Origin of the sequence: Pseudomonas alliivorans (genome assembly GCF_017826695.1) — a bacterium.
Classification (GTDB): domain Bacteria; phylum Pseudomonadota; class Gammaproteobacteria; order Pseudomonadales; family Pseudomonadaceae; genus Aquipseudomonas; species Aquipseudomonas alliivorans.
Genome location: NZ_JAFFZW010000001.1, coordinates 627,523 through 652,279 on the forward strand (window position 1 = coordinate 627,523; position 24,757 = coordinate 652,279).

Annotated in this window: 23 protein-coding genes; 9 read left to right on the forward strand and 14 right to left on the reverse strand. The window is 59.7% G+C overall.

The features are described from left to right. Positions 1–33: 33 nt before the first annotated feature. Together JTJ32_RS02860 and JTJ32_RS02865 are read left to right on the forward strand one after the other, a co-directional pair. A complete protein-coding gene (locus JTJ32_RS02860; protein ID WP_180274322.1) occupies positions 34–522 on the forward strand; it encodes a (R)-mandelonitrile lyase in 489 nt (162 codons plus the stop codon). Then, positions 519–1,310 carry a carboxymuconolactone decarboxylase family protein gene (locus JTJ32_RS02865; protein WP_210040721.1) on the forward strand — a complete coding sequence of 264 codons (792 nt, stop codon included), beginning with the start codon at positions 519–521 and terminating at the stop codon, positions 1,308–1,310. The genes JTJ32_RS02860 and JTJ32_RS02865 overlap by 4 nt, the downstream gene beginning before the upstream one ends. Here the strand turns inward: JTJ32_RS02865 and JTJ32_RS02870 are convergent. The 5 genes from JTJ32_RS02870 to JTJ32_RS02890 form a co-directional block, all read right to left on the reverse strand. Beyond that, a complete protein-coding gene (locus JTJ32_RS02870) occupies positions 1,298–2,233 on the reverse strand; it encodes a LysR family transcriptional regulator (RefSeq protein ID WP_210040723.1) in 936 nt (311 codons plus the stop codon). The two genes, JTJ32_RS02865 and JTJ32_RS02870, sit on opposite strands and share 13 nt — an antisense overlap. Positions 2,234–2,260: 27 nt before the next feature. Beyond that, positions 2,261–4,471 (reverse strand): aldehyde oxidoreductase molybdenum-binding subunit PaoC, encoded by a 2,211-nt coding sequence (gene paoC / locus JTJ32_RS02875; RefSeq protein WP_210040725.1) that lies wholly within the window; start codon positions 4,469–4,471, stop codon positions 2,261–2,263. 76 nt (positions 4,472–4,547) lie between these two features. Further along, on the reverse strand, positions 4,548–5,498 hold the full coding sequence (locus JTJ32_RS02880) for an FAD binding domain-containing protein (RefSeq protein WP_210040727.1): 951 nt from the start codon (positions 5,496–5,498) through the stop codon (positions 4,548–4,550). Further along, positions 5,495–6,157: an aldehyde dehydrogenase iron-sulfur subunit PaoA gene (paoA, locus tag JTJ32_RS02885; RefSeq protein ID WP_210040729.1), complete on the reverse strand. Its 663-nt coding sequence runs from the start codon at positions 6,155–6,157 to the stop codon at positions 5,495–5,497. The genes JTJ32_RS02880 and paoA overlap by 4 nt, the downstream gene beginning before the upstream one ends. A 152-nt stretch (positions 6,158–6,309) precedes the next feature. Beyond that, the gene (locus tag JTJ32_RS02890; RefSeq protein WP_180274323.1) at positions 6,310–6,912 is read right to left on the reverse strand and encodes a TetR/AcrR family transcriptional regulator; all 603 of its coding nucleotides are present in this window, start codon (positions 6,910–6,912) and stop codon (positions 6,310–6,312) included. A 95-nt stretch (positions 6,913–7,007) separates the two neighbouring features. Here JTJ32_RS02890 and JTJ32_RS02895 point away from each other — a divergent pair, with 95 nt between their 5' ends. Next, complete coding sequence (locus JTJ32_RS02895) at positions 7,008–7,760, forward strand: SDR family oxidoreductase (protein ID WP_184319416.1); 753 nt, start codon at positions 7,008–7,010, stop codon at positions 7,758–7,760. A gap of 70 nt (positions 7,761–7,830) precedes the next feature. On the opposite strand, the gene JTJ32_RS02900 is transcribed toward JTJ32_RS02895, so the two are convergent. Together JTJ32_RS02900 and JTJ32_RS02905 are read right to left on the reverse strand one after the other, a co-directional pair. After that, positions 7,831–9,123 carry a PQQ-dependent sugar dehydrogenase gene (locus tag JTJ32_RS02900; protein WP_099228197.1) on the reverse strand — a complete coding sequence of 431 codons (1,293 nt, stop codon included), beginning with the start codon at positions 9,121–9,123 and terminating at the stop codon, positions 7,831–7,833. After that, positions 9,120–9,548 (reverse strand): DUF2231 domain-containing protein, encoded by a 429-nt coding sequence (locus JTJ32_RS02905; RefSeq protein ID WP_099228198.1) that lies wholly within the window; start codon positions 9,546–9,548, stop codon positions 9,120–9,122. Before JTJ32_RS02905 ends, JTJ32_RS02900 begins: the two co-directional genes overlap by 4 nt. Before the next feature lie 436 nt (positions 9,549–9,984). Here JTJ32_RS02905 and JTJ32_RS02910 point away from each other — a divergent pair, with 436 nt between their 5' ends. Further along, a complete protein-coding gene (locus JTJ32_RS02910; protein ID WP_099228199.1) occupies positions 9,985–10,563 on the forward strand; it encodes a CGNR zinc finger domain-containing protein in 579 nt (192 codons plus the stop codon). A gap of 7 nt (positions 10,564–10,570) precedes the next feature. Here the strand turns inward: JTJ32_RS02910 and JTJ32_RS02915 are convergent, their stop codons facing one another. The 7 genes from JTJ32_RS02915 to JTJ32_RS02945 all read right to left on the reverse strand — a co-directional run bounded on the left by JTJ32_RS02915 (position 10,571) and on the right by JTJ32_RS02945 (position 15,703). Next, positions 10,571–10,942, reverse strand: a complete 372-nt coding sequence (locus tag JTJ32_RS02915; RefSeq protein WP_210040732.1) for a hypothetical protein — start codon at positions 10,940–10,942, stop codon at positions 10,571–10,573. Between the two features lie 66 nt (positions 10,943–11,008). Continuing rightward, entirely contained in the window at positions 11,009–12,070 is a 1,062-nt protein-coding gene (locus JTJ32_RS02920) for an SDR family oxidoreductase (protein ID WP_210040734.1), read from the reverse strand. Positions 12,071–12,148: 78 nt separating this feature from the next. After that, entirely contained in the window at positions 12,149–12,298 is a 150-nt protein-coding gene (locus JTJ32_RS02925) for a DUF2256 domain-containing protein (protein ID WP_099228202.1), read from the reverse strand. Next, positions 12,295–13,833: a cryptochrome/photolyase family protein gene (locus JTJ32_RS02930; RefSeq protein ID WP_210040735.1), complete on the reverse strand. Its 1,539-nt coding sequence runs from the start codon at positions 13,831–13,833 to the stop codon at positions 12,295–12,297. Before JTJ32_RS02930 ends, JTJ32_RS02925 begins: the two co-directional genes overlap by 4 nt. 37 nt (positions 13,834–13,870) lie before the next feature. Further along, complete coding sequence (locus JTJ32_RS02935) at positions 13,871–14,410, reverse strand: NUDIX hydrolase (RefSeq protein WP_184319432.1); 540 nt, start codon at positions 14,408–14,410, stop codon at positions 13,871–13,873. Positions 14,411–14,442: 32 nt separating this feature from the next. Further along, positions 14,443–15,156 (reverse strand): NUDIX hydrolase, encoded by a 714-nt coding sequence (locus tag JTJ32_RS02940; RefSeq protein ID WP_210040737.1) that lies wholly within the window; start codon positions 15,154–15,156, stop codon positions 14,443–14,445. A gap of 1 nt (position 15,157) precedes the next feature. Beyond that, positions 15,158–15,703, reverse strand: coding sequence for an adenylyltransferase/cytidyltransferase family protein (locus JTJ32_RS02945; protein ID WP_210040739.1), 546 nt, complete (start codon positions 15,701–15,703; stop codon positions 15,158–15,160). Between the two features lie 211 nt (positions 15,704–15,914). Here JTJ32_RS02945 and JTJ32_RS02950 point away from each other — a divergent pair, with 211 nt between their 5' ends. The 5 genes from JTJ32_RS02950 to JTJ32_RS02970 all read left to right on the forward strand — a co-directional run bounded on the left by JTJ32_RS02950 (position 15,915) and on the right by JTJ32_RS02970 (position 24,714). Continuing rightward, positions 15,915–16,556 (forward strand): isochorismatase family protein, encoded by a 642-nt coding sequence (locus JTJ32_RS02950; RefSeq protein WP_210040741.1) that lies wholly within the window; start codon positions 15,915–15,917, stop codon positions 16,554–16,556. 16 nt (positions 16,557–16,572) lie between these two features. After that, on the forward strand, positions 16,573–17,778 hold the full coding sequence (pncB, locus tag JTJ32_RS02955) for a nicotinate phosphoribosyltransferase (protein WP_099228208.1): 1,206 nt from the start codon (positions 16,573–16,575) through the stop codon (positions 17,776–17,778). A gap of 7 nt (positions 17,779–17,785) precedes the next feature. Further along, positions 17,786–18,622 (forward strand): NAD(+) synthase, encoded by an 837-nt coding sequence (nadE, locus tag JTJ32_RS02960; RefSeq protein ID WP_210040743.1) that lies wholly within the window; start codon positions 17,786–17,788, stop codon positions 18,620–18,622. A 160-nt stretch (positions 18,623–18,782) separates the two neighbouring features. After that, positions 18,783–20,054, forward strand: a complete 1,272-nt coding sequence (locus tag JTJ32_RS02965) for an aspartate carbamoyltransferase (protein WP_210040745.1) — start codon at positions 18,783–18,785, stop codon at positions 20,052–20,054. Between the two features lie 823 nt (positions 20,055–20,877). After that, complete coding sequence (locus JTJ32_RS02970) at positions 20,878–24,714, forward strand: beta strand repeat-containing protein (RefSeq protein WP_210040747.1); 3,837 nt, start codon at positions 20,878–20,880, stop codon at positions 24,712–24,714. The last annotated feature ends 43 nt before the right edge of the window (positions 24,715–24,757 follow it).

Genomic DNA, 24,757 nt, shown 5'->3' on the forward strand with positions numbered 1-24,757 from the left:
GAGTGCCCATTATCCGTTAGCAGGAGCTTGCCGATGAGAACACTCACCGCGTTATCGACTCTGGCCTCGATGCTGTTGCCGTTGGCCGCAAACGCTGCTGACGTTGCCAGCGGCGCATCCATGAGTATCGTCAGGAACGGCGAACAGGCGTCGATCATGGGCGCGCCCGCCAATTTTGTCGGTGCTGCGCGTATCGATCCCTTGTTTCCTGCCCGTTCGCCGTCGCGGGTGTCCGCAGCTTACGTCACGTTCCAGCCCGGTGCCCGCTCCATGTGGCATACCCATCCGCTGGGGCAGACGCTGGTCGTGACGTCCGGTACAGGCTGGATTCAGCAGGAGGGTGGCGAGAAACAGGCGATCAAGCCGGGCGATGTGATCTGGACGCCGCCGGGCGTCAAGCACTGGCATGGGGCGACGTCCACCACCGGCATGACGCACATGGCCATTCAGGAAGCGCAGAACGGCAAGAATGTCGAGTGGCTGGAGCCGGTCACTGATGCGCAGTACGAGGCCGGGCGATGACGGCCGCCAAGCTGGCAATCTCGACCCTGGCCGTACTGCTCACCGCCTGTGCCGCCACTGACAAAGGACTCTCCAGCATGACATTACCTTCGGTTCCCACGCCCGACGACGCACGCGCCGTGTCTCCGGCACTGGCCCACAATACGGATGCACTGCTGCTGGGCGAGGTGTGGAAACGCCCCGGTCTGTCCCCGCGCGACAGGAGCCTGGTGACTGTGGCGGTATTGATATCGCGAGGCCAGACGGTCGAGATGACGTACCACTTCAATCGGGCGCTGGATAATGGCGTCACGCCTTTGGAGCTTTCGGAAACCATCAATCATCTGGCGTATTACTCGGGCTGGGGCAATGCCACGGCGACCCTCCTGATTGCGAAGGAGGTGTTTGCCGCGCGCACTATCGATGCCGATCAACTGGCCCCGGTTTCAACGACCCCGTTGCCACTCGACGAGGCCACCGAACAGGCGCGCGTTGCGCAAGTGGACAAGAACGTCGGCTCCGTTGCGCCGGGCCTCGTGGAATACACGACCAAGGCACTGTTCCGCGATCTCTGGCTGCGGCCGGGGCTGGCACCCAGAGATCGCAGCCTGATTACGGTCAGCTCGCTGGTCGCCAACGGGCAGGTTGCACAGGTGACCTTTCACCTCAATCGCGCCATGGACAATGGCCTGACGCAGAGCGAAGCCTCTGAAATGCTCACGCAACTGGCGTTTTATGCAGGCTGGCCGAATACGTTCTCGGCGGTGCCGATCTTCAAGGACGTGTTCAGCAAGCGTCAGGAAGGGTAGGAAATTGCCTGGGGCAGGGCGCCCATGGGCTGCAGTTCGCGAATGAGCTCGATCAGCAGACGCAGTCCGACCGGCACCTGCCTGAAGCTGGAGTAATAAGCATGAAAACCCGGGTCCACATGCGTCCAGTCTTCCAGTACGCGCTGCAGTGAACCGGCTGCGACGTAGGGTTCGACGATGGCGGCCGGTACGTACATGAGGCCCACGCCACGGGTGACCAGCGCAACGCCGATACGTGTTTCATCAATGGTGATGGTGCCCGGCACCTCGACTTCAAGCGCCTGGCCCTCCTTCATGAACTGCCAGTCATAGAGTCGGGCATTGCCCAGACGAATGCGCAGACAGCGGTGTTGTTTGAGGTCTTCGGGGTGCGTCGGCGTGCCGAAACGCTGCAGGTAATCAGGCGTGCCGACCACCGCCCAGGCCACGTCGGGCGACAGGCGCTGGGCAATCATGTCTTCCGGGACGGTACCGCCGAACCGGATGCCCGCGTCATGCCCGTCGCCGATCACATCAACCATCTTGTTGGTCACAGTCAGGTCGATTTCGATGTCCGGATAGCGTTCGATGAAGACCGGCAGGACTGGCCCCAGCAGCAACTCGGCCCCATCGCTCAAGACATTCAGGCGGATACGTCCGGCAGGTTCGTCACGCAGGCGATTCAGGGCTTCCAGCGCCTGCCCGATATCATGAACCGGGGCGCTGATCAGTGACTGCAGCTCTTCGCCCGCCACCGTCAGGGTCACGCTGCGGGTCGTGCGGTTGAGCAGGCGAACACCCAGTCGCGCCTCAAGCCCCTTCATCGCATGACTGAGGGCTGAGGCACTGATACCGACCTCAAGGCCTGCCCGACTGAAGCTCTGATGTCGCGCAATGGCGAGAAAATAGACGATGTCTGCCAGGTTTGCGCGGCTCAGTTGCATTCAAGACTCCATGGACGCGGTGAGTAATCAGACGGTTTCAGGCAAGTGATCGAGGAGTTTGTCCAGGGTGATCGGGTAATCCCGAACCCTTACGCCGGTCGCGTTGTAGATGGCATTGGCGACCGCTGCGGCAGCGCCGGAGATACCCAGTTCGCCCACGCCCTTGGCTTTCAGCGGCGTTGCGTAGACATCCACTTCATCCAGAAAGATCACGTCCTGATGCGGGATATCGGCATGCACCGGCACTTCATAGCCCGCCAGATCATGGTTGACGAAGAATCCCAGGCGGTGGTCCACGACCATGTCTTCCATCAATGCAGCACCTGCGCCCATGGTCATCCCGCCGATGATCTGGCTACGAGCGGTCTTGGGGTTCAGAATCCTGCCCGCTGCGCACACCGCCAACTGGCGGCGGATCCGTACCTCGCCAGTGGCCGCGTTGACGCCGACTTCAACGAAATGCGCGCCGAAGGTCTGCTGAGCATAGTCCTTGGCCAACGTGCCGTATTCCATGAAGTCCTCGGCCTGTATCTCGCCCTGTGCCGCTGCCTGGACCAGAGGCAGACGCGTGCCGCCTTCGCGCACCTCGCCCTCGGCGAACTCTGCTTTCTGCGGGTCGAGTCCCAGTTTGCGGGCTACGGCTTCGCGAAGCTTCACGCAGGCGGCATAGACGCCCGCCGTTGATGAGGCCGCCCCCCACTGACCGCCCGAGCCGGACGATTCCGGAAACCGTGAGTCACCCAGATGCACGACCACACGGTCCAGGTTCACGCCCATCATCTCCGCCGCCGTCTGGGCGACGATGGTGTAGGTGCCCGTCCCGATGTCGGTCATGTCGGTCTCGACCGTCACGATGCCTTGACGATCAAGCCGGACGCGGGCAGCGGATTTGGTCGTGGGTGCGCCCCTGATCGCCGACGCCACGCCCATGCCGATCAGCCAGCCGTCGTGCAGTTCCTTGCCGGGTGCAGGGTTGCGCCTGTCCCAGCCGAAGTGCTTGGCACCGGTATTCAGGCACTCCACCAGTTGGCGTTTGGAAAACGGCCGGGTGGGCTGTTCGGGATCGACCTGAGTGTCGTTAATGACACGAAACTTCACCGGATCGATGCCGAGCTTTTCGGCCAACTCATCCATGGCAATTTCAAGCGCCATCATTCCCGGCGCTTCGCCCGGCGCACGCATCGCGCTGCCTTCTGCCAGGTCCAGCACGGAAAGATTCAGACGGGTCATCCGGTTGGCGCCTGCATACAGGCCACGTGTCGACGCGGTGGCCGCTTCGGGCCTGCCGCCCGGCAGGTTGCCGGACCAGCTTTCATGGCCTATTGCAGTGATGGTGCCGTCCCTGTCCGCTCCGATACGGATCCGCTGGATCGTCGCAGGCCGGTGAGTCAGGTTGTTGAACATCAGCGGACGGGGCAGGGTGACCTTGACCGGGCGTCTGGCTGCGCGCGCGGCCAGCGATGCCAGCACCGCGTCACAAAGAATCGTGCCTTTGCCGCCAAAACCACCGCCGATGTAGGGCGATATCAGATGGATGTCTTCCTTGCGAATCCCCAGTGTTTTCGCAAGGTCCCGCACGCCCCAGTTGATCTGCTGGATGGAGGTCCAGAGTGTCAGTTTGCTGCCGTTCCACTGGGCGATGGTGGCGTGGGGTTCCATCATGGCGTGGGCATGGTCGGGCGTGGAATAGCGCTCATCGACCTTGAATGCCGCTGCGCTGAATGCAGCGCCGAAATCTCCAATCTGCGTCTGCGCTGGCGGGCCGAAACCTGAAGGTGGTGGTGGCTTGGCGGACTCCAGGGTCGCGGCCAATTCGAACGAACCAGGCTCGCGAACGTAATACACCCGAAGCAGTGCGGACGCGGCGCGGGCCTGCTCAAAGGTTTCCGCGACCACGATGGCGACGGCCTGATGGTAATGATCCACCTGAGGGCCCGCCAATGCGCGAGCGACGTAGAACTCGCCCCGGTCGAGCTTGCCGGCGTTTTCGTGAGTGACGATGGCGATCACGCCGGATGCCTGGCGCGCCTCGCTCGAATCGATCGAAGAAATCCGTCCCTTGCCGATGGCTGCGCCGACCACATAGCCGTACGCCGGGTTGGTCACCGCTGCATTCTGTTCGTAGGCGTAGGTCGCGGTTCCGGTGGTTTTCAGCTTGCCGTCGATACGGTCGGCAGGCTTGCCGATCACGTTGAGCTGATCGATGGGATTGGTGCTGGCAGGCGTATCGAATTTCATGGTCAGGGTTCCTGATCAAGCGGTCTGACATCAGCCGCTCGTGCGGGCTGATGCTGCTGGCTGAAGAGCGGGTTGCTTACGCAGAGGCTTGCGTCAGCGCCAGGCCGATCGTGCGTTCCGCCAGTTTCACCTTGAAGGCGTTTTGCGGCGTCGGTTGCGCGTTGGCCAGCAACCGGGCTGCCACGGCGCGTGCGCCCTGCGGCATGACTGCGTCGGCTTCTTCGCTGCGCCAGGGCGTGTAGGCCACGCCACCCAGCGCGATCTGGCCGGTCTTGTCTGGCTGCACAATCGCCGCAACCGAGATCAGCGCAAACGCGTAGGATGCCCGGTCACGTACCTTGTAATAAATGTGCCTGCCGCCCACCGGTCCTGGCAGCGTGACGGCGGTGATCAGCTCTCCCGGCATCAGGGTGTTTTCCAGATGCGGCGTGTCGCCCGGCGCCTTGTACAGTGCCTCGACGGGAAAGCTGCGAGTCCGGCCATTAGCGCCGAGGGTTTCTACTGTTGCACCCAGTACCCGCATGCCGACCGCCATGTCGCTCGGATGGCTGGCGATGCAGGACGTACTGACGCCAATGATTGCCTGTTGACGACTGACTCCGCCCAGTGCCGCACAACCGGCACCGGGGCGACGTTTGTTGCAGGGCTGATGGGGATCGTAAAAATAGGCACAGCGTGTACGTTGCAGCAGGTTGCCGGCAGTGGTCGCCTTGTTGCGCAGTTGGCCGGAAGCGCCCGCCAGCAGCGATCGTGAGAGCACACCATAGTCCCGGCGGACCTCGGGCGCTGCGGCCAGATCCGTATTACGCACCAGCGCGCCGATTCTCAGCCCGCCTTCAGCGGTTCGGGTGATGGTGTCGAAACCCAGATCGTTGACGTCGATCAGGTGCTGCGGCGTTTCGATCTCCAGCTTCATCAGGTCCAGCAGGTTGGTGCCGCCTGCAATGAATTTCGCGCCGGGCTGTCGGGCCGCCGCTGCGACTGCCTGTTCCGCCGAGGCTGCGCGCTCGTAGGTGAATGACTTCATGTCGACTCTCCCGCGACTTCCTGAATGGCTTCGATGATGTTGGAGTACGCGCCGCAACGGCAGATGTTGCCGCTCATACGCTCGCGCATCTCTTCGGTGGAGGCCATCAATGGGGCGCTCAGGTCCTGGGTGACATGGCTCGGGATGCCGGCCTTGATTTCATCAAGCATGGCGACCGCAGAACAGATCTGGCCGGGCGTGCAATAGCCGCATTGATAGCCGTCATGCTTCACGAAGGCCGATTGCATCGGATGAAGCCGGTCGGGCGTGCCCAACCCTTCGATGGTGGTAATGGTGTCGCCTTCATGCATGACGGCCAGTGTCAGGCAGGCATTGATCCGTCGCCCCTCGACGATCACCGTGCAGGCACCGCACTGACCATGGTCGCAGCCTTTCTTGGTGCCGGTCAGGTGCAGCCGCTCGCGCAGAACATCCAGAAGCGTGGTGCGGTTGTCGACGTCCAGGCTGTAGCGTCTGCCGTTGAGGGTGAATGCTACGTGGCTGCTGGCGGGCGCTTCTGCTGACCCTGAAGCGGTGTCTTGAGCCGCGTGCGCGAGCTCGGTCGATGCCAGTACCGCTGTGACGGCCGATCCTGCCGTACCGATCAGAACCTGTCGTCGCGACAGCCTGAGCCCGTCGCCGGATGAAGTTCGATTCATCAACATCTCCTTCTCGTGCGTGTATTGGCTGCGGCCACCTTCTTCGCCGGGTTGAAAAACCGCCCATGCTGTGAACATGAGGCTATGGGATAGAACGCTCCTTGATAATGCCTATATCCAGAATGCACTTGTGAGCAGGGCTCACAGATGCCTCAAGCGCCCTTTTCTTCAAGACTGCGAGGGCTTCCTGCGCACAGTCCGATCATGACGAAATCCATCAGGCGGGCGAGGCGTGGGCGCCAGTTACACTGTGAGTCACGCTGTGAGTCGATCTGCCAGATCCCGGCAATCGCCAGGAAAAAATCATCAGTGGTGATCCCGGCACGGATCGTACCGGCCGCTTCGTTGGCTTTCAGCAGAAGTCCGGCGGCGTTCTGCACCGGTGCGTAGCCCGACTTGCCCGGAAACTCCCGGGTGGCAGCAGCCTGGCGTATGGCGGTCGCAAGTCCTGCCTTGGTCATCGCGTATTCGGCAAGGCTGTTCATCCAGTCGCGCAGCGCCTGCTCGGGTGGTCGATCGGCCAGGTACTGCTCCGCCAGCGCTGCCACTTGCTGCATCTCGAACTGATAGACCTCGAACACCAGATCCTCGCGATTGGCGAAGTGCCGATAGAACGTGCCTTGACCGACTCCGGCTTTTTTCGCGATCACGCTCAGTGCAACCGCGGGGTCGAGCGTCAACTCGGCCACGGCGACCTTCAATATTCGTTCCCGGTTCTTTCTGGCGTCGGAACGCATCGACGTGTCGTCAGTCATGGACAAAATCCTTTCTTCGTATTGCAAAGCGGACAACTGTCCGGTAGCTTTCTCAAGCGGACATTTGTCCGCTTATGGCGATGACGGAGTTTACTATGAACGGCACAGGTAACACGATTCTGGTCACAGGCAGCACGTCGGGCATCGGCCTGGGGCTGGCGCTTCGGCTGCACAAGGCGGGCAACAAGGTCATCGTTGCCGGGCGACGCAAGGAGATTCTCGACAGGATTGTCTCGGAACATCCCGGTATCGATTCGGTGGTGCTGGACGTGAGCAGTCCCCAGTCGATCCAGCAGGCAACCGATGCGCTGGCAAGCAGTCACCCGGACCTCAACGTTCTGATCAATAGCGCGGGGATCATGCATTGGGAGGATCTGACCGACCCTGCGTACCTTGGCACGGCCGAAGACATCGTGACCACCAACCTGCTTGGCACGATCCGCATGGTGTATGCGCTGACGCCCCGGTTGCTCAAGCAGCCTCACGCCACGATCATCAACGTCAGCTCGGCACTGGCCTTCGTACCACTGCCGGCGACCGCGACCTACAGTGCAACCAAAGCGGCCGTTCACTCGTTCACGCAGAGCCTGCGTGTGCAACTGGCGGATTCTTCTGTGGAAGTCATCGAGCTGGCGCCACCGGGTGTGCGCACGTCGCTGCTCGGTCAGGAGAACGACGAACGCGCGATGCCGCTGGAAGCGTTTCTGGACGAGATATTCGGTCTGCTCGAGATCAAGCCAACGCCGTCCGAGCTGGTAGTCGAGCGAGCCAGGGGGCTGCGGTTTGCGGAGGCGAACGGTTCGTTTGATGAGGTGCTGACGATGCTTGCAGGGATCAAACAGCACTGATCTGGGCGGTCTTCGTAAAGGTCGACAGTCTTCGAGCCGCTTGAACTCAAGCGGCCCGAAGCGTTGAAGGTTACTGGTTACGCGTCACTCGCCACACCGTGTTGGCCAGGTCATCGGCAATGATCAGCGCGCCTTTGGGGTCGACCGTTACGCCGACAGGCCGGCCTCGGGTCTTGCCATCATCGCCACGAAAACCGGTCGCGAAGTCCAGCGGTTCACCTGATGGCTTGCCATTGCTGAACGGTACGAAGATCACTTTATAGCCGACCGGATTGTCGCGGTTCCAGCTGCCGTGTTCGCCTACGAAGACGCCATTGGCAAACTTGTCGCCCATTTCCGGAATGGAGAAATCCACACCCAGAGCAGCGACGTGCGAGCCAAGGCTGTAGTCCGGTTTGATCGCGGCGGCGACTTTTTCCGGATTCTGCGGCTGGGCGCGGGTATCGACGTTCTGGCCCCAGTAGCTGTACGGCCACCCGTAGAAGCCACCTTCTTTCACCGAACTCAGGTAATCCGGCACCAGATCCGGGCCCAGTTCGTCACGCTCGTTGACCACGGCCCACAGTTGCCCGGTTTCAGGCTGGATAGTCAGCGCTGTCGGGTTGCGAATGCCGGTGGCGTAGGGCTTGTGCGCGCCAGTCGCAGCATCGATCTGCCACACCATCGCACGATCAATCTCGACTTCCATGCCACGTTCGGTGACGTTACTGTTGGAGCCGATGCCGACGTACAGGAAGCGGCCATCAGGGCTGATGGTCAATGCCTTGGTCCAGTGGTGATTGATTGCCGAGGGCAGGTCCGCGACTTTGGTCGGCGCGCCGCTGGCCTGGGTCTGGCCTTCCTGATAATCGAAGCGCACCAGCGCGTCCTGATTGGCCACGTACAGCTTGCCATCAGCGAACGCCAGGCCATAAGGCGCGTTGAGGTTTTCGGCGAACACGGTCTTGGTTTCGTAGGTGCCATCGCCGTCAGCATCACGCAGCAATGTCAGACGGTTGCCGCCCTTGACCTTGGTGTTGCCCTCGGCCTTGATGACGCTGGCGATGACATCCTTGGGCTTGAGCTTGGCGGCACTGCCACCACGGCCTTCGGCGACGATGATGTCACCGTTGGGCAGGACAAGCGTCTGGCGCGGAATGCGCAGGTCGGTCGCAATCGCGGTGATCTTGAATCCGTCAGGTACGGTCGGCTTCTGATCGCCCCAGGCTACGGGCTCGGCAATCTTCATGCTCGGCAGCAGGCCGCGTTGCGGTTCCGGCAGCTTAGGGTCCGGGCCGCGCGCCTGAGTGCTGTCCGGCTCACCGCCACAGGCGCTCAACAACAACGCCATGCTCAAGGCTGTCAGTGCGATTTGAGGTCTCATTGCTCATCTCCCGAACGCAGGTTGGTCAGTCCGATCCAGGCGGCCACGACAGCCAGCAGGGTCACGATGACTGAAAGCACCAGGCCCGAAGGCATGACGGCCCAGGCGTCCTTGGCGTGCTCGAACGCGTTGACCAGCCCCAGCACCCAAGTGATCAGCAACAGCAGGAAATACAGCACCGGACGCCCGGCCTTGTGCGCTGCACGGACCAGATTCACCAACGCAAACAACAGCGCAAAACCGCAGAACACCAGCGCCCCGGCGATCAGCCAGGCGGCGAAGTTGGCCCATTGGATCTGGAAGGTCTGGTAGTAGGCAATGTCACTCAACAATGCACCGAGAAACAACGGCACGGTCCCGGCCAGCAGGATCGCGTGAAGCGGGCCTGGTGTCCTTCGGTAAGCGGGATGGGCGGTAACGGTCATAGCGGCTCCTTATCGTTCAGCGATGCCCGGCCAGGTCACGGCACGAATTTACCGGCCGCCGGGGTCGCATTGACTGCGCATAGGAAAGGATCGTGTCGCCAAAGCGATAGTTCAGTGAGTTTTCATGTCGAAATGTGTTGAAGGATCAATGGCATCGGAAATAGAAGACAGCCTCGTGCCAGAGCGGTTGGTGGATGTTGAGGATGAGGCGGTACCGGCACTCCGCTTTCCAGTCGCTAGCTCCCGTCTTCGGGAGACCGCTTGCCGACAGAACCTGCGACCTCGGTCCGCTGCGCAGCCCTCACTGCCGTCGTAACCTGCGGGAGCTTTCATGCCCTCCGGACTGACCGGGTGAGACAAGCCATTGCGTACGCCGGTAACTGTTCAAGTAGTATTTATTGGTTACAATGCCTGCCTGAATTTCAGGAGTACTGTGATGACCACCTCTGGCTCGACCGCCCAGCTCCCGGCCCCGTTGATACTCGCCGACCATCCTGCGCTGGATCTGCTCAACACCCGGATGATGATTGACGGGCAGCGCCGCGATCTGTTGACCGGTCACGCGTCGGCGATTCAATGGCTTGAACAGGTTGGTCTGGGAAGTGATGCGTTCGATGAGCGATTGCTCGATGAACTGCAAGAACTGCGCGGGAGCATCGAACAGCTTGTCCAGGCGCGTCTGGAGAACCGCATTGCGGATCCGTCACGACTGAATACCTTTCTGCTCAGGGCTGTGCCGCAGTTGGTATGGGAACCGTCAAGAGGTCCGGAACTGGACCGTTTCTGTCAGCGGAATGCGACGGATCGCGTCGTGGCGGAGATCGCTTTTGCGGCCGCGCAATTGCTGGCCGAGGGTGACTCGTCGCTGCTGCGCAAATGTGAGAGCCATGAATGCTCGCTCATGTTTTATGACCGCACCAAATCGCACAAACGTCGCTGGTGCAGCATGGCGCTGTGCGGTAATCGGCATAAGGTGGCGGAGTTTCGCAAGCGCAAGCAGGACGCGAAAGGCTAGGTTGCGTTCAAGGTTTGCAGATACTGCCTGCTATCGCATCCAGTTCGCGATCATAGCTGGCGCGCTCTGCGGCACTGAGAAACCCCTGGGTCTTCACGAAGCCTGCGCTGTCGGAACGGATTTTCTCAATACGGATGTACAGCGGGTCAGCCTGCTTTTGCGTCAAGCGGCCGGCTCTGTACAGGCTGCCGATGTCCGCCTGCAACACGCTCGCTCTCGTGGAAATATGCGCTTCGTTTCTGTCGGTGATCGTGCCACCGGTCCGGCCTTCAAGCGCTCGCTGTTCAACAAGGTTGCAGCCTGACAAAACCGGTTTTGGTTCAGCTGCAACGGCGCTCAGGCTCAGGGCAGCTAAGGCAGCAGCTACAAGAATTTTCATGGGGTTTCCTGTCATCGTGGGACCGGCCGGGTCAGCCCGGACGGTCCCGATCATGGGGGTGTTGATTCAAGGAATCAAACGCTCGCGACGCAGTTTTTCAAACACTTCGAAAAACGCGTCGTCGCTCGCCTTGAATGCGGTAAAGCCCAGTTTGCGACTTTTCGACATGTCGGTGACGACTTCGATCGGGCGACCCAGGTCGGCATCGGTGTGCCACGGCGAGATCAGACGATTGATATCGCTTTCCTTGAGCTGGTGCTTGCTGACGATCTCGCTCCATGCATTCTGATCATCGGCCATTTGCTCTTCCAGCGGCGCGGGCTGCGCGGGGAAGTCGGCGGCCTGCAGACCGAAGTAGTCGGCGATCTGGCCCCACATCCAGCTCCAGCGGAACACATCACCGTTGGTAATGTTGAAGGCCTGATTGGCGGCTTCCGGGGTCGTCGCTGCCCACAGCTGTTGCTGAGCGAGCTGGCGGGCATCGGTCATGTCGGTGAGGCTGTCCCACTGGACGCGCGAGCCCGGGAATACGAAAGGACGGCCAGTGGCCTTGCAGATCGTGGCGTAGACGGCCAGCGTGGTCGCCATGTTCATCGCGTTGCCGACTGCCACGCCGGTCACGGTGTGAGGGCGATGCACGCTCCAGGTGAAGCCGTCTTTCTCGGCAGCGGCGTAGACCTCATCTTCCTGTGCGTAGTAGAAATTCTCGATGTCGAGGCGCGGCTGGGTTTCCCTGAACGGTGTCTGGGGCAGCGTGCCTTTGCCATAGGCTTCGAACGGGCCGAGGTAATGTTTCAGACCGGTCACCAGCGCCACGTGCTGCACGCTTTTGGCTGGGCGGACGGCGTCCAGCACATTGCGCACCATGGCCGCGTTGACGCGGATATTCTCGGCCTCAGTGGCCTGGCGCGACCATGTGGTGATGAACACGTGAGTCGGCTTGAGATCGGCCAGCGCGGCGTTGAGCGATGCCGGATCCTGAAGGTCGGCAGCCACTGGAATCACGCCGGGCACGGACGAGGGGCTACGGGAGAGAGCGGCCACCTGCCAATTGTGTTCCAGCAACAATTGCGTGATTGCGCTACCGACAATGCCACTTGCGCCAACAACCAGAGCGGTCTGGGTCATGGGGTTTCTCCTGTGAATGAATGAACAGTCATGGAGGTTCTGAACCACTTTGTACCAGACGGTTCAATCTGATCGTCGTCAGTCGGTTGGTGCAGGCTTCGCTTTGTGTCTGCGACAACGCTCCGAGCAGTAGCGCACTTCGTCCCAGCAACGCGCCCACTTTTTCCGCCAGGTGAACGGCAGTCCGCACACGATGCAGGTCTTGACCGGAAGCTCGCTTTTTTTCACAGCGAATCCCCGGCATCCAGTCTGGCGAGCAGTGCCTGACCCCGATCCCAGAGCGCATCCAGCTTGGTGTCTTGCATACGGTCCAGGTTCTTGTACACCATGCCCAGGCGTTGATTGCTGCGCAGCAGGTCGCTATGGCGCATCAGAAAATGCCAGTACAGCGCATTGAACGGGCAGGCGTCTTCCGTGGTGCTTTCGCTCACTTTGTAATGGCAGTCGCGGCAGTAATTCGACATGCGCTTGATGTACTGGCCGCTGGCGCAGTAGGGTTTGGAACCCAGATACCCGCCGTCGGCGTGCATGACCATGCCCAGCGTGTTGGGCAGCTCGACCCAGTCGAAGGCATCCATGTAGATCGCCAGATACCATTCGCAGATTTCAGTCGGTGCGATGCCCGCGAGCAGGGCGAAGTTGCCGGTGACCATCAGCCGTTGAATGTGATGCGCGTAGGCGTACTCCAGGCTCTGGCCGATGGCCTGACGCATGCAATTCATCTTCGTGTCGCCGGTCCAGTAGAACTCTGGAAGCGCCCGGGTGTTGCCGAACCGGTTGCCGGTGGCATATTCCGGCATTCTCAACCAGTAAACGCCGCGCACGTACTCGCGCCATCCGATCAACTGGCGAATGAAGCCCTCGGCGGCGTTCAGGGCAATCTGCCCCGACCAGTACGCCGACTCCACATCGCTGCACACCTGGCGCAGATCCAGCAGACCGATGTTCAGTGCCGCGCTGATGCGGGCATGGAACAGGAACGGCTCGTTGCTGGCCATGGCGTCCTGATAGTCACCGAAGGCGGCCAGGCCGAAATCCAGAAAGTACGCCCAGAGCGCCTGGGCATCGGCGTGGGTCACCGGGTAGTCGAACGTATCCACTGCACCGTAATGGCTGGAGAAACGCGCTTTCACCAGTGTTATTACCTGGAGGGTGATGGTGTCTGGCGCGAAGCGTGCGGGGTAGGGCGCGGTGACGCCCTTGGGCAGCGCCTTGCGGTTTTCGGCGTCGAAGTTCCAGGCACCTCCCACCGGTGTGCCGTCACCATTGAGCAGCAGCCGACTCTTTCGGCGCATTTCGCGGTAGAAGAATTCCATGCGCAACTGCTTCTTGCCCTGTGCCCAGGCCGAAAATTCGTTGCGCGAGCACAGGAAACGGCCATCGGCATGCCACTGGATCGGCAGGTCCGTGTCCTTGATGGACTGCTCCAGACGCCAGTCGCCGCATTCGGTGATGTGCACTTCGTCAGCCTGCAACAGCGAATGCCAGCGGTGCAGCTCACCGGGCACCGACCCTGTGTTATCCGGGTCGTCAAGGGAGACGTACTGCACCTGAAAACCACGGTCGCGCAGGGTTTCCGCGAAGTGGCGCATGGCGCTGAAGATCAGAATGATCTTTTGCGGGTGATGCGGCACATGGCTGGCTTCTTCCATCACTTCGACCAGCAAGACCGTATCGCGCTCTGCATTCAGACCTTGCAGCGACGCCAGGTCGAAGGACAACTGATCGCCGAGGACAAGGCACAGACGTTTAGGTGCTTTCATTCAGGCAGCATCCAGAAATGCAGGGCAAAGGTGATCATCAGGCATCAGTGTGGCAGCTCAGCAGGGTCAACGCGGACAGCGTGTGGCCGTCAGTGATTTCACCTCTGAGAATCATGTGCTGAACGTCTTTGATGCTCTTGATCATGATGTTATCCACCTCACCGTCGGTTTCTCCGCTGACGTCGCCCGACACTTCGACGATGCACACGGAAACGGCGCTGGCCAGCAGTGAAGTGTTGCTGTGCAGCTTGCCGATCTCGGTGGTGTTCAGGGCCACCATGCCGGTTTCCTCAAGCAGCTCGCGTACGGCGGCTTGCACTGCGGTTTCACCGTCATCGATCTTGCCACGCGGGAATTCGATGGACATCCGGCCGATGGCGCGACGCATCAGCGACGCCAGCACCACACGCCCATCCGGCAGAACCGGCACGACCACTACGCCGTTGATGGGCTTGGGCTCTTTGATGATCTTGTAGCCCTGGCCTTCGGGCCGGGTTCCGTCATTGACGTCGATGACGTCGAAGAACCGGGTGCTCAACAGAGTGGTGATAACAGGTTGTTTCGTAGGGGCGCTCATGTGCATGTCCTTGGCTGGTTCGTCACGTCTTTTCAGGCAAACGAACGATCAAAGTAGAAAATCCTGCCAGGCTTGAGGTTCTCGACCGTCGCCTGCGCCTTGATGCCTTCGCCGGACTTCTTGCGGCCGGTTTCCTTTATATAACCTTCTTCCGTCAGTTTGATCAGCCGCTGGCGCATGCTCGACTTGAGGACCGGTCGGCCCAGCGACACAGAGTAAATGGTGGTCGCTTCCGGCGCGCTGAATTCATTGCCCAGAAACAGCAGGGGCAGGCTTGAGTAGAGCGACTTCGAATACAAACGTTCAGCGGTCTGATCGATGAGGTCGTTGTGGTCGAAAGGCAGCAGGCTTTCGCGACTCAGCAGCGCCTGAAGCGGCACGAATTGCTGTCGCTCGTTCAGCTTGGCGTCCTGATCGAGGATGGCGAGGTAGAAGGTCGACGACGACCAGCATCTGGGGTCTCGGAACGCGTTGCCCACGGTGCCGACCTGCTCGATATAGCCAAGCCTGACGCCGATCTTTTCCGACTCGATCAGGCGCTTGACCCCGGCGTCCATCGACACATCGCGCACTTCACCATTGAGTACCAGGCCTGGCAGCGCCCAGCTTTCGGCAAAAGGCTCGCTGGGGCGTTTGTGCAGCAGAACCTCGAGCGCATGGGTCTTGCGGCAGTAGCGCAGAACCACGAGGTCGATGGTGTGCAGATAGTCCATTTTCGGCGAGGTGTCGTGTTCGGTCTGGCTCATGTCAAACGGCACCTGATGCGTAAATGTCGTAGTTTACCGGATCAAGCCCTGGCGCAACCCAGTGAGGCGGGAGCGGGGCGCCCTTCAGCACCTGCTTGCGCACAGCGGTACTGCGTACGCCTATCTGTTCGGGGGCGATGATTACGGAGAAGGTTTCAAGCAGCTCTGGTCCCAGATAGAAGCTGGGCAGGGCGTCAGCCACGTCCTGCCCGACCACCAGTGCGATGCTTTTCGGCGTGCAGCCTGTCGTGTTCGCAAGGCAGGTCAGCAGGTTGAAACTGTAGACAGGGCCTGGGCTCTGGTTGAAGAGTTCTCGTTCGATATCGCTGACCGACAGCTCACCGCCGCACTGATTGCGAACGTTGTCGGTAATAAGGCGCAGCCACTGGAGACGAAGGTCGTAATCCACCATGACCTTGCCATAAGGGTGCTGATAAGACGGCACCACCAAGGTGAGCCTCGCCTCTCGGGAAGCGTGGATCATGACGTTGGCATGGCCGGCGTGGGGCGGATTGAAGGCTCCGCCGTAGACTGCAATCTCATACATGGCGTTTCTCCTGTTGAGATAAAAGTACACTAGATGTACTTATTGGGCAATCACCTCGTGCGCGCAGGTTCTTCAGTGCCTCGAAGCTTCCAGGGATATTGGGGGGTCCATTCATCCTGCGTTTCTTACCCATTTGAAAATGAGTTGAAATTGGCGTTGACGTAAAAGTACATCAGGTGTACTTTTGTTTCATGTAAACGAGGAACACATCATGAATGCCAACAAGATCAAGACTGCTTCGTTCGATGTCGATGCCCAGAAAAGCTTCACGCCGTTGTGCCCTGACGAGCTACCCGTCAGCGGGGGAGACCAGATTGGTGAAGCGCTCAACTTTATGGCGACCTTTGCCCGACTGCGCCTGGGTAGCAAGGACGCTCACGCTGTGAATGCGCCCTGGATCGTTGAAACCCATGAAGGCATGCTCCAGCCAACCGGGCTGAAGCACGCCGACCTGACCTGGGTGAGCCACTGCATACCGGGCACCGAAGGCTTCAAGCTGCTGGATGTGTTGCCTGAGCCACTCGAATACGACTACTTCGTCTGGAAGGGCGTAGAGCCGGATCTGCATCCCTACGGAGCGGTTTGGCATGATCTGGATGAAAAACTGTCCACAGGCGTTATCGAATACCTGACAGCCAACGGGATCGAACGCGTGATCGTCGGCGGCCTTGCGCTGGACTTCTGCGTCAAGACCACCGCCCTGCAGTTGGCCAGAGCCGGATTTGTCGTGGTGCTTTATGTGCCTGCCTGCCGGGGTATCAGCGAAGAGGGTTCGCTGATGGCACTGGCTGAAATGGTGCAGGCCGGCATTCTGATTGCCAACACTGCGCAAGAATTGACCGAATTGGCCTGAGGCCTGGGAGACAGACATGGAAAGTGTTTACGATTTCAGCAAACCGATCGTGCGTTCGCCGACTGACGACGACATGTACAAGCTGTCGATGGGGCAGGCGATCTACCACGCCTATCCCAGCGCCGATACCGAATGGGCGCTGCGGGTTCGCTCTCAGGACGATCTGACGCCGTACATCAATGAAATCCGCGAAGCAGTCGATCAGCTTCAGGAGCTGGAAAGCAGTCAGGACATGCTGCGTCATCTGCGTGGCATTCCTTACATCAGCACCGACTACATCGATTATCTGGAGGATTTTCGCCTCAAGCCGCGCTTCGTCAAGGTCGGCGAGAAGGACGGTCAGCTGGAAATCCGTGCACGCGGTCCGTGGGTTGGCGTTTCGCCGTTCGAGGTCAAGATTCTGGCCATCGTCAGCGAGATTCGTAACCGTCACGTCTACCCGGACCTGTCTCTGGAGCAGGTGCGTGAAAGTCTCTACAAGAAGTTCGACTGGTTGAAAGCCAATGCCACGACGGAAGAACTGGCGGCGTTCAAGGTCGCCGATTTCGGCACGCGTCGCAGGATTTCGTACCTGGCCCAGGAAGAAGTCGTGCGCACCATGATGCGCGACTTTCCCGGTGAGTTCGTCGGCACCAGCAACATTCAACTGGCCCGCGAATTCGATATTCGCGCCGTGGGCACACAGGCTCACGAATGGTTTCAGGCGCATCAGCAACTGGGGCCACGTCTGGTCGACAGCCAGAAAGCGGCGCTGGACGGCTGGATCAAGGAGTACCGGGGTGATCCGGGACTGACCCTGGCCGACTGCATCAATCAGGACGCCTTCCTGCGTGACTTCGATTCGTACTACGCCAAGCTGTTCGACGGTTGCCGTCACGACTCGGGTGATCCGCTGGTGTGGGGCGACCGCATGATTGCGCACTACGAATCGCTGCGCATCGACCCGCAGACCAAGACGCTGATCTTCAGCGATGGCTTGAATCTGGGCGACAAGGCGCTGCGAATCCTGCGTCACTTCCGGGGGCGCATCAACGTTTCCTTCGGCATCGGCACTGACCTCACCAACGGCGTCGAGGGCGTGAAGCCGCTCAGCATCGTGATGAAAATGGTCAATTGTCAGGGCCAGCCCGTGGCCAAGATCTCCGATGCGCCCGGCAAGAGCCAGTGTGAATCGCCGGAGTTTCTGTCGTACCTCAAGCAGGTTTTTCAGGTCAAGGAGTAAGGACATCATGAATACGCAAACCAGTCTGCAAACCGAGATCCAGTCAGCCTTGGGCATTGACCGAGGCATCACCGACGCTGCCAGCGTGAACGCCGAAATCGCCCGACGCATCGGCTTCATCAAAGGCGTGCTGCTTGAGTCCGGCGCCAAAGCGCTGGTGCTGGGCATCAGCGGCGGGGTGGACTCATCGACCACTGGACGCCTCTGCCAGCTCGCGGTCAATGAGCTGAAAGGCGATGGTCACAATGTGAAGTTCGTTGCCGTGCGTCTGCCTTACAAGACTCAGGCCGATGAACACGATGCTCAGGCGGCATTGAGCTTTATCCAGCCCGACCTGATCACCCACGTGAATATTGCCGGTGCGGTCGACAGCGTGATGGACGAAATCTCCATCGAAGGCCTGGAACCGAGCCCGGAGCTGACCGATTTTGCCAAGGGCAACGTCAAGGCCCGTACCCGGATGCTGGCGCAGTATGCAATTGCCAACTTCGTCGGTGGTCTGGTGGTCGGGACCGACCACGCCGCCGAGGCCGTGATGGGGTTCTTCACCAAGTTCGGCGACGGCGCCTGCGACCTGGCACCGTTGAGCGGTCTTGCCAAAGGTCAGGTTCGTCTGCTTGCAAGTGCGCTGGGTGCGCCGGCCCACCTCGTCAGCAAGCCCCCGACGGCCGACCTTGAAGACCTGGATCCGGGCAAGCTGGACGAAGTGGCGTACGGCTGCACCTACGACGACATCGACAACTACCTGCTGGGCAAGGATGTGTCGGCATCGGCTGCGACGATCATCGAAGCGGCTTACCTCAAGACTGCTCACAAGCGTGAATTGCCGATTTCTCCTGTCTGAAGTCCTGCGCTGATCACCGGTCAACCTACGTCGTCAGCGCGTATAGGGACGCAGAGCATCCAGCGTCCCTAACGTTGTCGTCTAAATCGGTGTATACGCTTGAATTGTGATTTAAAGATGTTGAGTATACGCAGCGTGTATATTCGACTCGGTCTTTCACATGTCCCAACAAGTCTTTCTCCGCGACGCCATGCGCCGTCTCAACTTCACCCGCGACGCGCTCGCTCAGCGTCTTGGCGTCTCGCGCCGTGCGCTGGACAGCTGGTTATTGCCTGACGAGTCCGTCGAAATGCGCAAGATGCCGGACATCGCGCAACGCTTCGTTCTGGAGATTCTGAAGGGCAGTGCAAGTGCTTTGCAGCACGTCGGCTCAAGGCCGCACGGCAATGAGGAAGTTGCCCGACATTTGCTGTCGGTCGAGACCTATACCCGTGAGTCTGTCGAAGAACTGCTGCGTATCGCCGACATGATGCAGCCAGTCGCTCGTCGCCAGAAAACCACGCGTGTGCTCGAAGGGGCCGTGCTGGCCAATCTGTTTTTCGAAGCCAGTACTCGCACGCGACTGAGTTTCGCCTCGGCTTTTGCAAGGCTGGGCGGTGCGGTGTGCGACACCACCGGATTCACCTTTTCATCGATGGCCAAAGGTGAGTCTGTCGCCGACACCAGCCGTGTCATCAGCGGTTACGCCGACGTCATTGTCGTGCGCCATCCTGAACTGGGCGCGGTCGCCGAGTTTGCCGAAGCCACTCATGTCCCGGTCGTCAACGCAGGCGACGGTCCGGGCGAGCATCCCAGCCAGGCGCTGCTGGATCTCTACACCATTCAGCGCGAGTTCTCGCGTCTGGATAAGCTGCTCGACGGTGCTCACATCGCGTTCGTGGGCGACCTTAAATATGGACGCACCGTGCACTCGTTAAGCAATCTGCTGGCGCTGTATCGCAACCTGACCTTCACACTGGTCTCGCCAACCGCGCTGGCGCTGCCTGAGCATCTGGTGCAATACCTTGCGGACAAGGGCCACCGCGTGGAGCAAACCCAGGATCTGGCCAACGGCTTGAAAGGTGCCGATGTGGTCTATGCGACGCGCATTCAGAAAGAGCGTTTCGCCGAGCAGGAAACGCTTGAGGGTTACAGCGCTGATTTCCAGATCAATCAGGCGCTGGTCAATGCGGTATGCGGTGCCAACACCCTGATCATGCACCCGCTGCCAAGGGACTCGCGACCGGATGCCAACGACCTGAGCACCGATCTGAATCTCGACTCCCGGCTGGCTATTTTCAAGCAGACGGACAACGGCATTGCCGTGCGCATGGCGATCTTCGCTTCGCTGCTGGGTGTTGAGGATCAGGTGCAACGGTCATTGCGTGATGTGGGGTGGCGCGTCCCGATTTATCTGGGGCCGGATGAGGGCGTGCCTTATCGCGAACAGTGATGTTGGCAGAACGGGTGGCCTGCCCGCGCATGCTGGCGATCATGTCCTTTGCAAGCTGATCGCCCGGCCTTGCGCCCGCCCCGCAGGCCGTCGATGACGTTGCCGTGCCCTGACCCTTCAAGGCCTATGCAGCCCAGTTCTAGGCTCTTTACGAAAAGTGGCTGCGCTCGGTGATGCTGCGTTAAAAACAGGCTCGGAATGCTCATTTACAACACGTAGACTCCGCTTCCTCGCCTGTTTTTGCCTTGCCTGACCTTCGCTCGCCGACTTTTCGTACAAAACCTAGGGCTGAGAGCAAAGGTGTCCCTGATGCAGTGCTTCTCGCCGCGACTGGCTTCGACACCCAACGTTGTAGACGGGTCCGGCCCAAGTGAGCGCAAAGATGGCAACGGCTTACTCTTTTACTGTCCTGGCTAGCGAGTTGTTTCCTATAGAAAACTTGTTATTCAACTAAGCGTTGGGTACTTCGCCTGTTATAAGCTTGATAGAGTTGATGTAATAAAGGTGTTCGTTTAACTGAAAAAAGCAATGGCTCAATTCTACAAGGCTACTATTGGCAAGCGTAGTCTGTTCAGGTTTTGCTTTGCATTTTTTGGCACTTTAATTATGAAATTATCAAGTTGTTTAGTGTGAAGCGCTTTGCGCGATCAAATATTTGTTAGTGTATGGCGGCAGTTGTAATTCAGGGCGGGGTGCGCTTGGCAAGGTGCTCGATGCGCCTCTGTCTGCTATTGGATGCAAAACCTTACATGAATGACTGTCTTGAAAAGTGGCGCTTGATGAGTGCGGCTTTTTCTTTTGATGGCTCTATGAGGATGCTGAAATGACTATCGATAAGGCGTTAGTGTTGCGTACGTGTGCCAATAATATGGTCGATCATTGCGGCCTCGTCTGGCCCGATTCCGGCATGGTTGAATGCAAGTACTGGCAATTGACAAGAAAGCACGAGAACGGACTGGTCGGCTTGTTATGGGGGGCAGGGACACATGCTTTTCTGAGTCTGCATGCAGATGCTCGATGGGTTGTCTGTGAAGTTATTGTTACAGACCTCATCGGCCTGGAAGAGCCCGGAATGGTGAAATTTCCGCGTGCGGAAGTCGTTCATGTGGGGGACAGGATCAGTGCATCCCGGTTCATTTCGAAACATCAGGCCGACTACGCATCCAGCCTTTCGTCTCCTGTTGCAACCGCCGGTTTGCCCGTAGCAGAACCCGTCACCAGTCACGAGATTTCCGACGTTGCCCTGTCCAACGGAGTTGATCACCCTGAGCACACTCTGCCCGCGGCAACGCCGCAAACCCTGCAGACCGCAACGTATGGCGGGACGTTGAGCGGCGAAAACAACAGCAGGCTTATTGCAGGTTATGGAAGCACAGAAACGGCCGGTAACCACAGCGACCTGATTGCAGGCTATGGCAGTACAGGAACCGCGGGTTCGGACAGCTCGCTGGTTGCAGGTTATGGCAGTACCCAAACGGCAGGAGGGGAGAGTGCGCTGACGGCCGGTTACGGCAGCACCCAAACTGCACAGGAAGGAAGCAACCTGACCGCAGGGTACGGCAGCACCGGGACTGCGGGCTCCGACAGCTCACTCATCGCCGGATACGGCAGTACGCAAACCTCGGGCGGAGATAGCTCACTGACGGCGGGATACGGGAGTACCCAGACTGCACGAGAAGGCAGCAACCTGATTGCCGGCTACGGCAGCACCGGGACTGCAGGTTCCGACAGTTCGCTGATCGCAGGTTACGGCAGCACTCAGACTTCTGGAGAAGACAGCTCGCTCACGGCGGGGTATGGCAGTACCCAGACCGCTCAGGAGGGCAGCAACCTGACGGCGGGTTACGGCAGTACCGGCACGGCAGGATCGGACAGTTCGTTGATCGCGGGTTATGGCAGCACGCAAACCTCCGGGGGAGACAGTTCACTCACTGCCGGTTACGGCAGTACACAGACGGCCCAGGAGGGCAGTCACCTGACCTCCGGTTACGGCAGTACCGGTACAGCTGGCTCTGATAGCTCGCTGATTGCAGGCTACGGAAGTACACAGACGTCTGGCAGTGACAGCGCACTGACGGCCGGTTACGGCAGCACGCAAACCGCACAACAAGGCAGCAATCTGACTTCCGGTTACGGCAGCACTGGCACCGCAGGCTCCGATAGCTCTCTGATTGCCGGTTATGGAAGTACGCAGACATCGGGCAGTGACAGCTCGCTCACGGCAGGCTACGGCAGTACGCAGACCGCTCAGGAAGGCAGCAATCTGACTGCCGGGTATGGCAGTACCGGAACCGCAGGATCTGACAGTTCGCTGATCGCGGGTTATGGCAGCACACAGACCTCGGGTGGGGACAGTGCGCTGACGGCGGGATACGGCAGCACGCAGACCGCTCAGGAAGGCAGCAATCTGACTGCTGGATATGGCAGCACCGGGACCGCCGGTTCGGAAAGCTCACTGATTGCCGGATATGGCAGTACCCAGACATCGGGCAGTGACAGTTCGCTCACGGCAGGCTACGGCAGTACGCAGACCGCTCAGGAGGGCAGTCACCTGACTGCCGGGTATGGCAGTACCGGAACCGCAGGATCTGACAGTTCGCTGATCGCGGGTTATGGCAGCACACAGACCTCGGGCGGGGACAGCGCGCTGACGGCGGGATACGGCAGCACGCAGACCGCTCAGGAAGGCAGCAACCTGACTGCAGGGTACGGCAGCACCGGGACAGCAGGTGCCGACAGTTCGCTGATCGCCGGCTACGGCAGCACACAGACCTCTGGCAGTGACAGCTCGCTCACGGCGGGCTACGGAAGTACACAGACCGCGCAACAAGGAAGTGTACTTACAGCCGGCTACGGCAGCACGCAAACGGCCGGAGCGGACAGTAATCTCACTTCCGGTTACGGCAGCACCGGCACTGCGGGCCACGATAGCTTCATTGTGGCTGGTTACGGCAGCACGCAAACGTCGGGACACAAAGGCATCCTGACAGCGGGCTACGGAAGCACGCAAACGGCCAGAGATGGCAGCGATCTGATCGCGGGGTATGGAAGTACCGGAACGGCAGGTTCGAGCAGTTCGCTGATCGCAGGTTATGGCAGTACGCAGACAGCGAGTTACAGAAGCACACTGACCGCAGGGTATGGCAGCACTCAGACCGCCCGGGAATGTAGTGATCTGGTTGCAGGCTATGGCAGCACTTCAACTGCCGGATCGAACAGTTCGTTAATAGCCGGATATGGAAGCACTCAGACGGCGGGCTTCAAGAGTGTCCTGACTGCCGGGTACGGCAGTACGCAGACGGCACAGGAGCGCAGTGATCTGATTACCGGCTACGGAAGCACATCCACTGCCGGTTATTCCAGTTCGCTGATTGCGGGTTACGGCAGTACACAGACGGCAGGCTACGAGAGCACGTTGACGGCCGGCTACGGCAGCACCCAGACGGCACAGGACAGCAGCTCACTCACCACCGGCTACGGGAGCACATCCACTGCCGGTTATTCCAGTTCGCTGATTGCGGGTTACGGCAGTACGCAGACGGCAGGCTACGAGAGTACGTTGACGGCCGGCTACGGCAGCACCCAGACGGCACAGGAGCTCAGTGACCTGGTGACCGGCTACGGAAGTACGTCCACTGCCGGTTATTCCAGCTCGCTGATCGCAGGTTACGGCAGTACCCAGACAGCAGGTTATGAAAGCACGTTAACCGCCGGTTATGGCAGCACGCAGACTGCCCAGGAAAACAGCTCGCTTACCACCGGCTACGGAAGTACCTCCACCGCCGGTTTTGCCAGTTCGCTGATCGCAGGCTACGGCAGCACCCAGACAGCAGGGTATGAAAGTACCCTGACTGCGGGATACGGCAGCACACAAACCGCAGAACGCGGAAGTTCTTTGACGGCAGGGTATGGCAGTACCGCAACTGCGGGAGAAGACAGTTCTTTGATAGCCGGTTATGGCAGTACCCTCACCAGCGGAATCAGAAGTCTGTTAACCGCCGGCTATGGAAGTACGCTGATCGCCGGACTTCGCAGCGTTCTGATTGCAGGTTACGGCAGCAGCCTTACATCGGGAATGCGCAGTTCCTTGACTGCCGGCTACGGCAGTAACCAGATTGCAAGTTATGGGAGCTCGCTGATCGCGGGCCATGAAAGCATTCAGGTTGCCGGGCACAAAAGCATGCTCATTGCCGGCAAGGGCAGTTCGCAGACAGCGGGCTTTCGCAGCACTCTTATCGCCGGTGTGGGCAGTGTGCAAATGGCCGGTGATCGCAGCAAGTTGATTGCCGGTGCAGACAGTAATCAGACCGCGGGTGATCGCAGTAAATTGCTGGCCGGTAATAACAGCTACCTGACTGCCGGTGATCGAAGCAAACTGACGGGAGGTAATGACTGTACGCTGATGGCTGGAGATCAAAGCCGGTTGACCGCTGGAAAGAACAGCTTTCTGACAGCTGGTGCCCGTAGCAGGCTCATTGGAAGTGAAGGTTCGATTCTCTCGGGTGGAGAAAACTCTACTCTGATCTTCAGGCTGTGGGACGGTAAACGGTACAGGCAGCTTGTTGCCAAAACGGGAGAGAACGGAGTCGAAGCCGACATGCCGTATTACGTGAACGAGGCTGACGACATCGTGGCCAAACCGGATGAGGACTACATTTAGACGCTCACGGGAGGCGTCGAGAACTTTGGTATTGAATCATCGA